This window comes from Pseudoalteromonas sp. C2R02 (genome assembly GCF_018860845.1).
In the GTDB taxonomy this organism is placed as follows: Bacteria; Pseudomonadota; Gammaproteobacteria; order Enterobacterales; family Alteromonadaceae; genus Pseudoalteromonas.
On record NZ_JAHKQC010000057.1, the window covers coordinates 1 to 14,082 of the forward strand.

12 protein-coding genes and 1 rRNA gene are annotated in these 14,082 nt (G+C 34.6%); 5 read left to right on the top strand and 8 right to left on the bottom strand.

Annotated features, from left to right (window positions below; translation table 11 throughout):
• Positions 1–17: 17 nt before the first annotated feature.
• Positions 18–132: ribosomal RNA gene (gene rrf, locus KO527_RS25430) — 5S ribosomal RNA — on the top strand.
• A gap of 390 nt (positions 133–522) precedes the next feature.
• Here rrf and KO527_RS25435 read toward each other — a convergent pair.
• Positions 523–1,158, bottom strand: a complete 636-nt coding sequence (locus KO527_RS25435) for a hemolysin III family protein (protein ID WP_216043046.1) — start codon at positions 1,156–1,158, stop codon at positions 523–525.
• 326 nt (positions 1,159–1,484) lie between these two features.
• Between KO527_RS25435 and KO527_RS25440 the strand changes: the two genes are divergently transcribed.
• Positions 1,485–2,189: a response regulator transcription factor gene (locus KO527_RS25440; RefSeq protein ID WP_216043047.1), complete on the top strand. Its 705-nt coding sequence runs from the start codon at positions 1,485–1,487 to the stop codon at positions 2,187–2,189.
• 62 nt (positions 2,190–2,251) lie between these two features.
• On the opposite strand, the gene KO527_RS25445 is transcribed toward KO527_RS25440, so the two are convergent.
• The 5 genes from KO527_RS25445 to KO527_RS25465 are packed head-to-tail and all read right to left on the bottom strand — an operon-like array spanning position 2,252 to position 5,862.
• A complete protein-coding gene (locus tag KO527_RS25445) occupies positions 2,252–3,028 on the bottom strand; it encodes a CsgG/HfaB family protein (protein ID WP_216043048.1) in 777 nt (258 codons plus the stop codon).
• Between the two features lie 2 nt (positions 3,029–3,030).
• Complete coding sequence (locus KO527_RS25450) at positions 3,031–3,480, bottom strand: curli assembly protein CsgF (protein WP_216043049.1); 450 nt, start codon at positions 3,478–3,480, stop codon at positions 3,031–3,033.
• Positions 3,474–3,851: a curli production assembly/transport protein CsgE gene (locus tag KO527_RS25455; protein ID WP_216043050.1), complete on the bottom strand. Its 378-nt coding sequence runs from the start codon at positions 3,849–3,851 to the stop codon at positions 3,474–3,476. The genes KO527_RS25450 and KO527_RS25455 overlap by 7 nt, the downstream gene beginning before the upstream one ends.
• Positions 3,852–3,899: 48 nt before the next feature.
• A complete protein-coding gene (locus tag KO527_RS25460; RefSeq protein WP_216043051.1) occupies positions 3,900–5,351 on the bottom strand; it encodes a curlin in 1,452 nt (483 codons plus the stop codon).
• A gap of 19 nt (positions 5,352–5,370) precedes the next feature.
• The gene (locus tag KO527_RS25465; protein ID WP_216043052.1) at positions 5,371–5,862 is read right to left on the bottom strand and encodes a curlin subunit CsgB; all 492 of its coding nucleotides are present in this window, start codon (positions 5,860–5,862) and stop codon (positions 5,371–5,373) included.
• Positions 5,863–6,257: 395 nt separating this feature from the next.
• On the opposite strand from KO527_RS25465, the gene KO527_RS25470 reads away from it, so the two are divergent.
• Positions 6,258–8,753 (top strand): S8 family serine peptidase, encoded by a 2,496-nt coding sequence (locus tag KO527_RS25470; RefSeq protein WP_216043053.1) that lies wholly within the window; start codon positions 6,258–6,260, stop codon positions 8,751–8,753.
• Positions 8,754–8,818: 65 nt separating this feature from the next.
• Here KO527_RS25470 and KO527_RS25475 read toward each other — a convergent pair whose 3' ends face one another.
• On the bottom strand, positions 8,819–9,934 hold the full coding sequence (locus KO527_RS25475; protein WP_216043054.1) for an aminotransferase class V-fold PLP-dependent enzyme: 1,116 nt from the start codon (positions 9,932–9,934) through the stop codon (positions 8,819–8,821).
• Between the two features lie 8 nt (positions 9,935–9,942).
• On the bottom strand, positions 9,943–11,118 hold the full coding sequence (locus KO527_RS25480) for a monodechloroaminopyrrolnitrin synthase PrnB family protein (protein WP_216043055.1): 1,176 nt from the start codon (positions 11,116–11,118) through the stop codon (positions 9,943–9,945).
• Between the two features lie 148 nt (positions 11,119–11,266).
• On the opposite strand from KO527_RS25480, the gene KO527_RS25485 reads away from it, so the two are divergent.
• On the top strand, positions 11,267–11,731 hold the full coding sequence (locus KO527_RS25485; RefSeq protein ID WP_216043056.1) for an Lrp/AsnC family transcriptional regulator: 465 nt from the start codon (positions 11,267–11,269) through the stop codon (positions 11,729–11,731).
• 66 nt (positions 11,732–11,797) lie between these two features.
• Positions 11,798–14,077 carry an EAL domain-containing protein gene (locus KO527_RS25490; protein WP_252734125.1) on the top strand — a complete coding sequence of 760 codons (2,280 nt, stop codon included), beginning with the start codon at positions 11,798–11,800 and terminating at the stop codon, positions 14,075–14,077.
• Positions 14,078–14,082: the final 5 nt, after the last annotated feature.

Sequence of the window (14,082 nt, forward strand, 5' to 3'; positions counted from 1 at the left end):
ATAATCAAAAGATTTTGCTTGGTGACAATAGCGTTTTGGACCCACCTGATCCCATGCCGAACTCAGAAGTGAAACGAAACAGCGCCGATGATAGTGTGGGGTTTCCCATGTGAAAGTAGGACATCGCCAGGCTCCTAATTAGTAGAAATCCCAACTCAATGAGTTGGGCTTTTTGCGTTTTGGAGTTTAATATTATTCAGACTAAAGATGCCAATACATCAGGCTCCACTCTCATAATCACAAGAAAGCCGATACAGAAATGTATCGGCTTTTTTGTGTTTATAGGTTTTATATAATCAAGCACTAGACAGTCAGCAAGGGGGAATACTCGCTTACGTTTATATCTCACCAGCAGGCTATGCTCTATATAATTAGCAAAAACCTGATACAGAAATCTCTCAGTGCTATGTTTATAACTAGAAATTGTTTGTACACCTATTTTTATTGATAAGTTATTAATAATAAAAATAGGTGATTGAGAGTATAATGTAGAATGGAATTCGGGGACTTGCTTATAAAAGCTTAAACATAGTGATAGATCATAAAGAAATGAGAGGCTGCGCCTCCTATTACAAATAAATGCCATATAGCATGATTAAAAGGTATTTTCTTTTGCACATAAAATATAACACCTAAGCAGTAAATTAAGCCGCCTAATGCGAGTAGTGTTATCCCTTCACTAGCTAGGTTACTTTGTAATTGTGGTAGTACAGCAAGAGAAATAAACCCCATTCCTAAATAGGTAGATAGAGAAAGCCATTTAAATCGACTGCCAAATTTAACTTTGAAAATAATTCCTGCCAGTGCAATTAACCAAATGAGTGCTGTCATGACGTAACCAAGTGCACCATTCAAAGTTACTAACATTAGCGGAGTATAAGAGCCGGCTATTAATAAATATATAGCGCAATGATCTAATAGCTTAAATACCTGTTTCACTTTTTCATCACTAAAAGCATGGTACAAAGTTGATGCTAAAAACAAAATAATGAGGCTTGAACCATAAATGCTAAAGCTCATGATCTTAGTTATATTCTGTTGTTCAATCGCATTTATTAATAATAAAGTTAATCCAGCAACACTCAGTAGTGCGCCTATCCCATGGCTAACAGAGTTAGCCACTTCTTCTTTAATACTATAAGTTGCTATGACGTTCATACTTTTCCAAATAAATTTAGTACTTAAAAGTAGAGTTTTTTAATTTGAGTGTACAAGTGTACGCTCAAATTGTATTTAATGAAAGCTGAATATATTTTAAGTTTATTTAATTAAAAATAATTAGATGAATTTATTAAATGAGAGCTATTGAATGAATGTAATTTTCGTTTTTTATTAAATGCTGAATTGATTATCTATTTTATGGGAGTGCGCTGATTTATACGAAAAATTGACTGAATTAAAGTATAGACACTAAAACCCATAAGGGGTACATTTGTAATCACTGGATTACAGTTAAGTTAGTGAATAATTAACAAAGGAAGTTTATGATCTCTACAGCAACAATAAATACAGCTTGTATTGTTACATCAGATGAGACTCTGCATAGCAGCTCTCATAAGGTAGCTTTAACTAGCTTTATCGGTTTAATAGCAACCTGTTCAAATAAGGTCCTTAAACACAATAAGAGTGTTGATAATCAGCTTAATAAAATTGATGGAATATATTTTATTGATTTATTTGACTGTAATTGGATCAACAAAATACCTGATGATATTTTACAGTTAGCACAAAGGTCAAAAATTGTTTTATTTAATGTCCAAAATGACCAGTTATGTGAAAAACATTTATTGTTAGCGGGTTTTGAAGGTATTTTTTACCTTTCAGATAGACCCGATATTATATTAAGAGGGTTAAACCAAATTAAAAATAATGAACGTTGGTTTAAACGCTCATCAATGAATCATGCTTTTTCATATTTACTCAAGTCAAATAAAGCTTCAATATCACCTTCCAATAGCATTACAGGAAAATCTGTATTTCCAACGCTTACCAAACGTGAAAATACAATTATTAAATTAGTGACAAAAGGGTCTCAAAATCAAGAAATAGCTGATCAACTAAATATAAGTACAAATACGGTTAAAACCCATATTTATAGTATTTTTAGAAAGACCAAATCACGAAATCGTATTGAATTAATTACTTGGTCTTTACAATCATCAGGCCATTTAGACGCAGCCATTAATTAATTTTAAAAGTAGCAATTAAATGCTACTTTTAATCTCGGTTATTTATATTGGGTATGTTGTAATTATGAAACAGTAGTATCTTGTGCTTTCCATACACGTTTATCTAATCCTTTTTTAACTAATTCTGTAATTGCTTTTTCTAAGGCTTGTTTTACACAGATATGCATAGGTTCGTTGCTAGTATAGCCTGCCTCCGCTTCTGCTAAACGTTTAAAGCTGACATAACGAAAGAATCCAGCTCTTGCTTCAGTGCTCAGTACTGTCTTGCTGGTTGATACAGAAACAAGTACTTGCCCTGTTCTGACGTCAATAGCACGCATATATACTGAGATGACATCTTCTCTATATAACTCAGAAGCACCTATGCCAAAATATTCTGCACCAAATCCGCCCGTTTTAGTGTTTGAATCATAGCTTATAATTCCGCCTTCTAATAAGATTTTTGCTGTCGTCAGAGGCGGTAATTCAACTTGTTTATTATTTTTATTTGAAGCCCGAGTAATTTTTCGCTCAGTTAAAATATTTTGTAAACCTTCTCTTTCAACGGGTAAAAACCAATCAGAGTCACTGAGGGCTTGCATCAAAATAGAGGTTGCGCCTTGTGTTACTGCTGTTGAAAATGAACTTACATTTGCTTGCGGTTTATATTGGCCTGTTTGATCTCTAAACGCATATACTGATACAGGAATTGCGCCTTTAGGTTTAGGTAAAGACTTCAGTTCTTTAAAAGTTTCCGACTCTTCAATTTTTATTGCTGTCGTTATGTCAGGTGGTACAAGATTACTTAAACTACTGCAGCCAGATAATATTAAAGTAAGTGATAGTATGATTGTTTTCATTTTTATTCCCCATACCTAGGTATTTCGATAACTGTCACTTCACCCGTTATTGTATTTGTGATTTGTACAGTTATAGCATCGGTATTACTTGTCAGTACTAAAATTTCATAATCACCACTACTAAAAATAGAATCTTCTCCAAATAAACTACTATCACTCTCTTCACCAAATGCAAGATCTGTAATTTCTCTTACCATTTTACTGATATAAGCACGCTCAAGAGACTCTTGAAATTTTTCAGCGTATGACTTTTTGGCTACAGGTGCTTTGTGTTTATTTTGTGCACTTGCTTTTCCTAATAAAAAGCTGCCATTAAGAGGGTTACCACCAAAACTGGGGTTGATTGGTTTGTAAACTAATTCAGATGCCTTTGAATAAGGAGACGCTAAAAGAAGTATTATAACTAATGCTAAATATACCTGATTGATAATGAATTTTTTCATAACTACCATCCATTTGTTGCTAAGTCAGGATTACTTTGACTTAATTGGGATTGTGCCATTGCTTCTATTAGAATTAATACAGCCTGTTCTACGCGATCTTTAATTGGACTTTGTCGTCTACCAAGATGTGTCACAAATATATTTTTATTATTTAAAGTGACAGTTAAGCGGGTACCAGATCGTGGGATCACAATTTCTTTTATTACAACAACATGACCGTTAGTATTTGGTACATCTTGCCAAAGTTGACTAAAAGAAGTGAAAAACTCATGACCTTGACGGCTTCTTGTATTGTCTAATAGTAATCCGCCTATTTCTACTTCACTTGAAAGTACTGTTAAGGGATTAAAAAGAAGTATTAAAATAAATAATTTTTTCATAAGAGCAATAATTTAAAGGGGATTTCTCCCCTTTATTAAGATTTAATATTACTGTTGGATAATTGTAGCGCTATTCCAATCACCTACTTGAGTAATTGAAACACTACCAGAGGCACTAATAATAGAACCTTCAACGACATTACCTAAGCCTGTTTGGCTGATGTTTAATGTAATATCAGCGCCACCAATTAACATAGCATCACCATTACTACCGATAACTAAGTTTTCATCGCCAGCTTGTGCAATATCAATACTATGGCCACTACCTTCAACTAAAATATCAAGTGCGTTTAAATCACCGTCTTGTGCAACATTGATAGTATTATCATTGCTATCTAAGATTGTGCTCATATTAATAACGGCATCATTCATGTCTCCAGCTTGGCTTACAGTGATATCATTATTGTCAGCAGTTAACGCATTGTTATCAGCAGAAGCTTGAACAACAGCTACATTTTCATCACCGGCTTGGATAACATCAATATCGTTGCTATCGCCATTAAAGTTAACAATATGGCCTTCATTTAAATCACCAGCTTGCGTAACTGAAAAGCTATTATCTTGGCCTAAACCACCAATATATGCCGTATTTTCCATGCCAGCTTGTGTGAAGCTAAAGTTATTTTCATCACCTATTACATCAAATGTTGCTACATTATCATCACCAGTTTGATTTACAGAAACTTCATTGTCGGTGCCAGTGAAGATATTAGATGTAACTTCATTGTAATTACCGTCTTGGTCAATTTCGATTTCGTTTTCATCACCAGTTACTTCAGCAATCGTAATTCGATTGCGGTCGCCATCTTGTACAAAGTCTAACTCATTTGTATTGCCTTGAATATCTGTGACTTGAGTGACATTCCAATATCCGTCTTGTTCAACTTCAATCGTATTATCATCGCCAGCAACACTATCTAAATAGGTTTCATTCCATTGGCCTGATTGTTTTGTTTCAATTGTATTAGCATTACCATTCAGATTACTATTATATGACCAATGACCACCATCGCCTTGTTCCATGGTAATTTCATTATCATTACCTGTGATAGTGTTAATAGATTTATTACCTAGACCTAAATAGCCTTCACCTGCTTGAGTTAGTGTTAACGTATTTTCACTGCCCTCAATAGTTGTTTGTAATTGGTTATTGATACCTTCTTGGTTTATTATCTGTGTATTGCTTTTACCTAAAGCTGAGCTAATTGCAATATTATCAGACCCAATCTGAACTACTTCAGTTGTATTGTTTTCACCGTTAATCGTTGCACTTATGCCATTTAGATCACCTTCTTGTACTAAGGTAACGTCATTGCCAAAAACTGCTCCAGTATCTGATGTTTGCGATAAGATAATTACATTGCCAGCTGCATTTGCCATTAATTGTGTGTTTATTGGGTTAGCTGTTTTTTTTGTTTCTTTTTCTGCAGCGGTTGCTGAATGACTTGCACTTAATGCTACAAGTACAGCAGCTGTTATAATTGATTTTTGTAATTTCACCGTATTCTCCGTTCTAGTTTTAATATTGTGTAATATTGACTAGCATTTCATTGCCAATTTGATGAACGATAAAAGTTTGTTCACCTGTTTGTTTTATGTTGGCGATATTGGCGTCACCTTCTTGGATAACATCTACTAAATTACCGTCACCTTGTTGCAAGAGGTTGACTGTATTATTAGCGCCCGATTGGACTACGTTAGCCTTATTGTGCATACCGTTTTGAATAATGTTTATATCGTTAACCATATCCGCCGCTTGATTAACCATTACTTGGTTTTTTATTCCATATTGATTAATTACTAAGTGTTGAACACTGTTATTAATCGTTACTGCTAAGCTAGTTGTAAGGCTTAATGACAAAGGAGAGTCTTGTAAATCAGTACCAGAGATAAGGTCGTTTGCATGACAAAAAAATGAATTTATAAGAAGTAAAGGTGCCGTAATTAAAGCGATATTAGATTGCTTATAATGTATTTTACGATTGTTATTATTTTTACTTATTAGTTTCATTTTTCTTACCATCAAGTACTTCAGTTCGCTAAAAACTGTAATATCTTATATTCATTTTGAATATCACCTAAATTTTGTATTTATATTTTTTTGAATAATATTAATGGCTTGCATTGTTATAAATTTAAAGTGGATATTATTATCATAAAAAAGGGTGATATTTGTATTTTGAATTTACTTGGATATTTGGTACTAAAAAAGTGCTAAAAAACAACAGTCGGGAAATTATTTTATACCAGAAAAGTTGTGTTTTTAGTTTTTAGTCTAGATTTGTAAACTTGAATATGATTAAAGTGTAAGGGTTGCTCAATTCCATATATTTAAGTTTGTAAGTTTTAATGTGAAGGATCTGTTTAATAGTCCGTTAACTGGACAATATTATTATGGATTTAAACATGAAATATAAATTATCAGCGCTAACTTTAGCGTTAATTCCTGCATTAGCAAACGCTTCTGTTGAGATCAGTGCATCAAATCAAGACGCATACAAACATGATTCTTTAATCGTTGTTTATAAAAAAGAAGCGACAGCATCTAATCGCCGAGCTGTAAGAAATTTAGTATTAGCTAAAATTTCAGACATCAATAATGATGAAGTTGATGATAAATACAGTAATATTTTAAATGGTCGTATGGCTAACTATGAGCTAGATAAAATGTCTGTTAAAGATGCACTAGCTAAAGTTCGTAAAGATCCTGCAGTACTTTATGCAGAGCCTGATTACATTGTTAAAGCTAATGTTATGCCTGACGATAGCAGCTTTTCAGAGTTATGGGGTATGCATAATACTGGACAAACTGGTGGTGTAGATGATGCCGATATTGATGCTCCAGAAGCATGGGATATTTCTACAGGTGATAGCAGTATTGTTGTTGGTGTCATTGATACTGGTGTTGATCATACTCACCCTGATTTAATTGCTAATGCATGGGTTAATCCTGGCGAGATTGCAGGTGACGGCATTGATAATGATGGTAATGGCTATGTAGATGATGTACATGGTATTAATGCTATCACAAATGCAGGTGATCCTATGGATGATAATGGCCATGGTACACATGTCGCTGGAACAATTGGTGCATCAGGTAATAATGGCTTAGGTGTTGTAGGTGTTAACCATGAAGTTGCAATCACAGGTTGTAAGTTCTTAGATGCTTCTGGCTCTGGTTCTTCATCAGATGCTATTAAATGTATCGACTATATGGTTGATTTAAAAAATAGTGGTGTAAACCTTCGCGTACTGAATAATAGTTGGGGCGGTGGTGGTTTTAGCCAAGCTTTATCTGATGCAATTACCGCATCTGAGCAAGCAGATATCTTATTTGTAGCAGCTGCAGGTAATAGTGCTGTCGATAATGACGTAAATGATTCATACCCATCAGGTTATTCTCATGAAAGCATTTTAGCGGTAGCAAGTACGACTTCTAGCGATTCTATGTCTGGTTTTTCTCAATGGGGTTTAACAACAGTTGATATGGGTGCACCTGGTTCTGCTATTTTATCAACTGTGCCAGGCGGCGGTTATGATTCTTTCTCTGGTACATCTATGGCAACACCTCATGTTGCTGGTGCTGCTGCACTTGTACTATCAGTTAATCCAGACTTAACAACGAATGAGCTTAAGTCATTATTAATGAATAGCGGTGATGATAATGCTGCTTTAACAGGTAAGACTGTTTCTGGTAAACGTTTGAATGTTCATACAGCGTTATTAGATGCTGATCCGACTCCTGGATTTAAGCTATCAGTAACACCTGCTAACGTTAATTTAACGGCTGGTGAAACAGCAACTTATACGTTTGATGTTGGTTCAATTGCAGAGTGGGAAGGTGTTGTTTCATTAGCTCTGACTGGTAATTTAGAAGGTGCTGTGCTTTCTTCAACAACAGTGAGCCCAGGCGAAAGTTTCCAAGTAACAGTACCAACGACAGCTGATACACAATGGGGTGCTTATGAGTTTGAAGTGACTGCAACCAGTGGTGAGTTAGTAAAATCTAAAACATTAGGTTTATATGTTAACCCTCAAGGTTTAAATGATTTCACTTATACAAATGATACACCTGCTGCGATCCCAGATAATGCACCTGAAGGTGTCTCATCTGTATTAACAATTGCAGATGATTTAACGATATTTGATTCAAGTACATACCTAAACATTAGCCATACATATATAGCTGATTTAGTTGTTACTTTAACTTCGCCAGCTGGCACAACTGCAACATTACACAATAAAGCGGGCGGCAGTGCAGATGATATTAATCAAAGCTTCACTTCTTCGGCGTTTAATGGTGAGTCGACATTAGGTGATTGGACATTACATATTGTTGATACTTATGCAGAAGATACGGGTAGTTTAAATAATTGGTCAGTGTCTTTTTCTGCTTTAGGTGAAGTTGGCCCAGCAGCACCAAATGCTGATTTTGATGCGGCAGTTAACTACTTGAGCGTTAGCTTTACAGATACAAGTTACGATGCAAATAATGACATTGTAAGCTGGGGTTGGAATTTTGGTGATGCAAATACATCAACAGAGCAAAATCCAATGCATACATACGCTCAAGCGGGTACATATGACGTGACACTGACTACTACTGATGCTGAAGGCATGAGTGATAGTAAAACAATGTCAGTTGTTGTTTCTGATGTAGATATTGAGTTAGCTGTTAAGCGCGCTTATAAATCTCGTTTAGGCAACTTACGTGTTGATATTACTTACCAAGGAAGCCCTGCTGAGATGGTTGATGTTTACCGTAATGGTGAAAAAATTGCGACTGTAGCAAATAACGGTATTTACCGAGATAGAGAGCGTCGTGTTGAAGGTTCACAATTCATTTATAAGATTTGTGATGCTTCAAGCGCATGTTCTAATGAAGTAACTGTAAACTTCTAAATATAAATATATCAAGTTTCCCCAAAGGCCAGGTTATCCTGGCTTTTTTTGTTTTCAATTAGCGCTTAACTGGCATTTTTTATTGCTGATATAAGCTGATCAATATCATTTTCATCATTATAAATATGGGGTGAAATACGAATTCCTAAACTTCTACTATCAACACTAATATTGTTATTGTGCAGTGCAAGCAGAATGCTTTCTTGTCTATCTTTAAAATCTAAAATGAGCGTACCACTGCGTTTACTCTGATCTTTTGGTGATACAAATTCGCTATCAAACTCCTTTGCTACAAGATCTATCAATTTTTGATTATGTTTTCGTGATGTTAAAGCGCCTATATCTGAAAAATACTCAATGCTATGAGTTGCAATTGCAAATGGTGTAATAGAGGGGGTGCCGCCCCAAAATTTTAATGCACTATTGTGGTAATCAAAGTGATGAATATCAAATTCAAACGGATTCTCATGAGAAAACCAACCAACATCTTTAGGTTTGCACTCTTCTAAACGTTTTGGGTTAACCCATAAATAGGCTGCGCCAGGACCACCACATAACCACTTGACGCTAGAGCCAAGCATAAAATCGGGTCTTTGTTTTTGTAAATCTAATGGGAGTATACCCGCTGATTGTGCAATATCTAGAATTGTTAATATATTTAAATTTTGACACCGTGATAATATGTCATCTAGAGGGGCTTGCTCTCCTGTATTGGAATACGCATGACTAATAAACGCTAAATCAACATCTTCTGATAGATGAGATTGCCAAACATCTATATCGGTTATATCGCACTCTTTTGCTATAAACCTGAGTTCACAATGCTCAAGTAATGTTTTTTTAAAAGCAAAACCCATACTAGGGAAGTCGCTTTCGCTTAATAAAATAACAACAGATTTTTTTTGTAATACCTCTAGTGACATTAATACTTTTGTTAAAGCGCTAGAGAGGTTTACTTGTGGACAAAATTCAGTCATTGGCGCATTAAACATTTTTCCTAAAGCGTTACGAAAGTCGTCAATAATTGTTAGCCATGCACCCCAAGGTTCACGGCCACTATTTTGCCAAGGATCTAAAAAAGCATCTTGAAAAGCACTTTGTGCTGTTATTAAAGGGCGGCCAACCGAATGATTGAGTAAGTAATTAGTATTACTGAGTATAAAGTCATTTTTAAAATTCATGATTTAGTCTATACCGTATTTAAAGTTGCTTTAAGCCTTTGAATATCTGCATAACAGGTTCTTATATCTGTGCGGTTAAAGGCTGCGCGTTTATCTCGTAAATTTTCTAAGGTATTAAGCAGTACAGTTAACGGAGGTCCGCTGGCAGTCACCTTATCCATATGTTGCTGCTCCATGGTGATAGCGGGGTTGGAAATGTACTTATTAACCAATTGATCATGATGTTGAATCGCTGTTTGTCCATGTCTATCACATACTTTTAAGAATAGTTTAAGGTTCTCTTGATACCAACTTGCTTGATGATGTTGTGATTGCGCTAAAAAATCATCCATTAAACTCGTTTTACACATACACTCACGTAAAATACGCTGATCTTCTGGCATCATATATAAAAACTTATCTACTAACATTTGTGAGTAATCAGGATCATTGGCAAAACATAAACCTAATGACATATCTATTACATTTATACCTGCAAAATCACCTGCGTTAGCGCCTCGATATACTTGAGAGCCGACACGGTAAGGTTTGTAATATGGCCTTACTTGATAAAAAAACTCTTCTGTATCAAGTTTATTGAATAATGTTTTATTTGAATTAATAACGTCTTGCAGCGCTGTTTTTGCTACGTTTAATAAATCAAAAGTAATAGGATGAGAAATGCCCAAAGGTTGAATTTTTAGTAAGGCATCGGATGCACGTTTGTAGGCTAAAATAGATTTGGTATTGTAATCAACAAACAGTTTTTCACAGGCTAGGTCGGTAAAGCGTTTATAAATGCCATTAATAGATTTATTGTGAGTTGTTAAGTGCGCGGTTGCAAATCTAGGTGTGACTCCAATTGATGCACCTATATGCATCGCTAAAGCTGATGCTTCTATTAATGGGGAGCTTCGCTCTCTACTTGGTTCTGTTATTTCATGACGGCGACATGCGGCCATATATAAACCAACGTTACCTAATAAATCAAAAGCATTATCAAAACCTTCATCGGTATTGCCTTCTTTTAAAAGGGTTTTTATTAAAGCTTTGCCTTCTTGCTCCAGTGCATTTTTTTCACTTTTTCCTATACCTTCAATATTCGCTTTATCTTGTTGCTGCCAATATTGCGATTCTAGTGCGGAATTTAAAGTAACAAATCGTGTTCTAATCCAGTTATCGAAAGCTTGTGTATTATTGGTCATATTAGACTCTTTTTTATAAGCGGTGACTTATTAAAAGATAGCATGGCTACAAAATAGCATTTCATTAAAAATCACTTTTATTTTGCTTAAAAAGAGTGAAATAAGGTATAAATATTATATTAATTATCGAAATCCACTAAGAATAAAAATGAAAGCTGATTTAGATAAAACAGATTTAAGTATTTTGCGGATTTTACAAAAAAAAGGGCGTATTGCGATTTCACAGCTTGGTGAAAAAATCGGTTTGTCCGATACACCATGTCTAAGGCGAATTCGTAAATTAGAAAAAATAGGAGTGATCACTGGTTATGGTGTCCAATTAAACCCACAATCTGTTGGTTTAGATGTATTGGTTTATGCTGCCGTTAAATTAGCCGAAAGTTCAGATGTTTATGCACAAGGGTTTGAAGGTGCCATACTTGAATTTAATGAAGTAATTGAATGTTCAATTGTCTCTGGTGCCCATGATTATATTTTAAAGATAGTCGCGTCAGATTTGCATAGTTACGAAGTGTTTGTTAAAAAATCCTTAGGTAGTTTAAAGTATGTATCAAGTATTGAGTCAACAATTGTTCTAAAACAAACGTTAATGAGAAGAGAGCTTCCTTTGTGATTTGTGAAGTTATTTAGACATAACACTTTAGTTCTATATTTTTATTATTAGGTTTATATATTATTTATGAAGCATTTATCTTCGATTGCTCTGTGTTCATTATTGATTATTCTTATGCCTTTTCAGGCTGTGGCTACGCCTACATTTTGGGAATTCTTCAATAAACATAACTCAATTATGCTTTTAATTGATCCCAGAAATGGAGATATTAGACATGCTAATAACGCGGCTGTGCAGTTTTATGGCTATAGTCAAAAACAATTACAATCAATGTCTATTCAACAAATAAATACCCTGACTGCAAAGCAAGTTTCTGATGAAAGGTTACTAGCGGAAAAAGAAGGACGTAATTTTTTTATATTCAGGCATAGATTAGCAAATTTAGAAATTAAAACCGTTGAAGTGTATTCTGTGCCACTCAATTTTGATGGTAAAACTTTACTTTATTCTATTATCAGAGATATTTCTAAAGAAAGAGGATTAGAAACCGATCTGTGGCATTATCAAACTCAGCTTGAAAAAATGGTTGAAGTACAAACTACAGAAATTAAAAATCAAAATGAGCTCCTAATTTTAATTTTTTCCGCCGCTACAATATTTCTATTATCTTTAATTGTAGTGCTCATAATTGCATTACGTCATGTTAATTCATCTAGAAAAACACTGATACAAAATGAAAAAGAATTAAGACTTGCTGCAGGTGTATTTGAAACTGCAAATGAAGCTGTGATGATCACTAATACACACAATAAAATTATAAAAGTGAATAGTGCTTTTAGTGACATAACAGGCTATTTGGCAAGTGAGGTGATTAATCAAAATTTAACTCAATTTAAATTTACCTCGGAAGATGAAAGCTATTTAAAAAATATTTTTACCATATTAAAGAATCAAGGAAGTTGGCAAGGAGAACTTTGTAGCGAGCAAAAAAATGGTGAAAAATACTTACAATGGTTAGCTATATCAACGATGAAAGACCCTAATAATCGCGTTGAAGGATATGTTTTTTTATTTAGCGATATCACGCAAAGAAAAGCGGATGAGCAACGTATCTGGAAGCAAGCTAATTTTGATTCTTTAACAGGACTTGCAAATAGAGGTTTATTTATCGAGCATTTTTCTCGCAGTATTGAACGAGCCAAAAGAAAAAATAAGCTGGTGGCTTTACTTTTTATCGACTTAGATAGATTTAAATATGTAAATGATACCTTTGGTCATGCTGCCGGTGATTTATTATTAATTGAAGCTGGAAATCGAATTAATAAAAACCTCAGAAAATCCGATACAGTGGCAAGGTTGGGCGGTGATGAATTTGCTTTAGTATTACCTGATATAGATGAATTACATAGTGTCGAATCTGTCGTTAATAAGCTTTTAGCTTCCTTATCTCAACCATATGACTTAGAAGGTAAAAATGCTTTCATATCAGCAAGTATTGGTATAACAATTTACCCTGAAAATGGCACTGATACGGAAACTTTATTAAGAAATGCAGACAGTGCGATGTATAAAGCGAAAGAAAAAGGGCGTAATGCCAGTTACTTTTTTACCCATGAAATGGATGTTGATGCGCAGCGTAGAAGAGCGTTAGAGCAAGCCTTGCACTATGCACTAAAAAATAATGAATTGTTTTTAAATTTTCAACCTATTATTAATTTCGAAACAGGTGAAGTTACCAGTTGTGAAGCGCTGATACGCTGGAAAAATAGCGAGTTTGGCTTTATCTCACCGGATGAGTTTATTCCGTTAGCTGAAGATGTCGGTTTAATAATTCCCATCGGTGAGTGGGTATTAAAGGAAGCATGTAAAGTCGCTATGACTTGGGTTACAACTAGACAGGAAACCGCGCCATCGATTTCGGTCAATTTATCTAGTTACCAATTTAAAAAACAAGATATTACTCAGTTAGTAAAACAAACTTTATTTGAAACAGGATTGCCAGCCTCAAGACTCACATTAGAAATCACAGAAAGCTTATTAGTTAATGATGATGAATCAACATTGAGCCAGTTAGAACAATTAAGGGCGTTGGGGGTTTCATTATCTATAGATGATTTTGGTACAGGTTACTCATCATTAAGTTATTTGAAAAAATTTCCAATTAATTATTTGAAAATAGATAAGTCTTTTGTGATGGATCTCGTATTAGATAAGGAAAGTAGGGCCTTGATAGAAGGTATTTTATCTATGGCTAAAAGCTTACAATTAGAGGTGATTGCTGAAGGTGTAGAAACTCAAGCTCAAGCAGTGTTTTTGAAGTCGCGAAGCTGTCCATACGGTCAAGGTTATTTATATAGTAAACCTTTAGTAGACATCGCATTTCAGCAATATTTAGATCAAAATTAAGGTAT

Coding starts and splice junctions, on each gene's coding strand:
- KO527_RS25470 (WP_216043053.1), top strand. CDS start 6,258: ATGAAATATAAATTATCAGCGCTAACTTTAGCGTTAATTCCTGCATTA.
- KO527_RS25445 (WP_216043048.1), bottom strand. CDS start 3,028: ATGAAAACAATCATACTATCACTTACTTTAATATTATCTGGCTGCAGT.
- KO527_RS25465 (WP_216043052.1), bottom strand. CDS start 5,862: ATGAAACTAATAAGTAAAAATAATAACAATCGTAAAATACATTATAAG.
- KO527_RS25450 (WP_216043049.1), bottom strand. CDS start 3,480: ATGGTAGTTATGAAAAAATTCATTATCAATCAGGTATATTTAGCATTA.
- KO527_RS25455 (WP_216043050.1), bottom strand. CDS start 3,851: ATGAAAAAATTATTTATTTTAATACTTCTTTTTAATCCCTTAACAGTA.
- KO527_RS25475 (WP_216043054.1), bottom strand. CDS start 9,934: ATGAATTTTAAAAATGACTTTATACTCAGTAATACTAATTACTTACTC.
- KO527_RS25440 (WP_216043047.1), top strand. CDS start 1,485: ATGATCTCTACAGCAACAATAAATACAGCTTGTATTGTTACATCAGAT.
- KO527_RS25480 (WP_216043055.1), bottom strand. CDS start 11,118: ATGACCAATAATACACAAGCTTTCGATAACTGGATTAGAACACGATTT.
- KO527_RS25490 (WP_252734125.1), top strand. CDS start 11,798: ATGAAGCATTTATCTTCGATTGCTCTGTGTTCATTATTGATTATTCTT.
- KO527_RS25485 (WP_216043056.1), top strand. CDS start 11,267: ATGAAAGCTGATTTAGATAAAACAGATTTAAGTATTTTGCGGATTTTA.
- KO527_RS25435 (WP_216043046.1), bottom strand. CDS start 1,158: ATGAACGTCATAGCAACTTATAGTATTAAAGAAGAAGTGGCTAACTCT.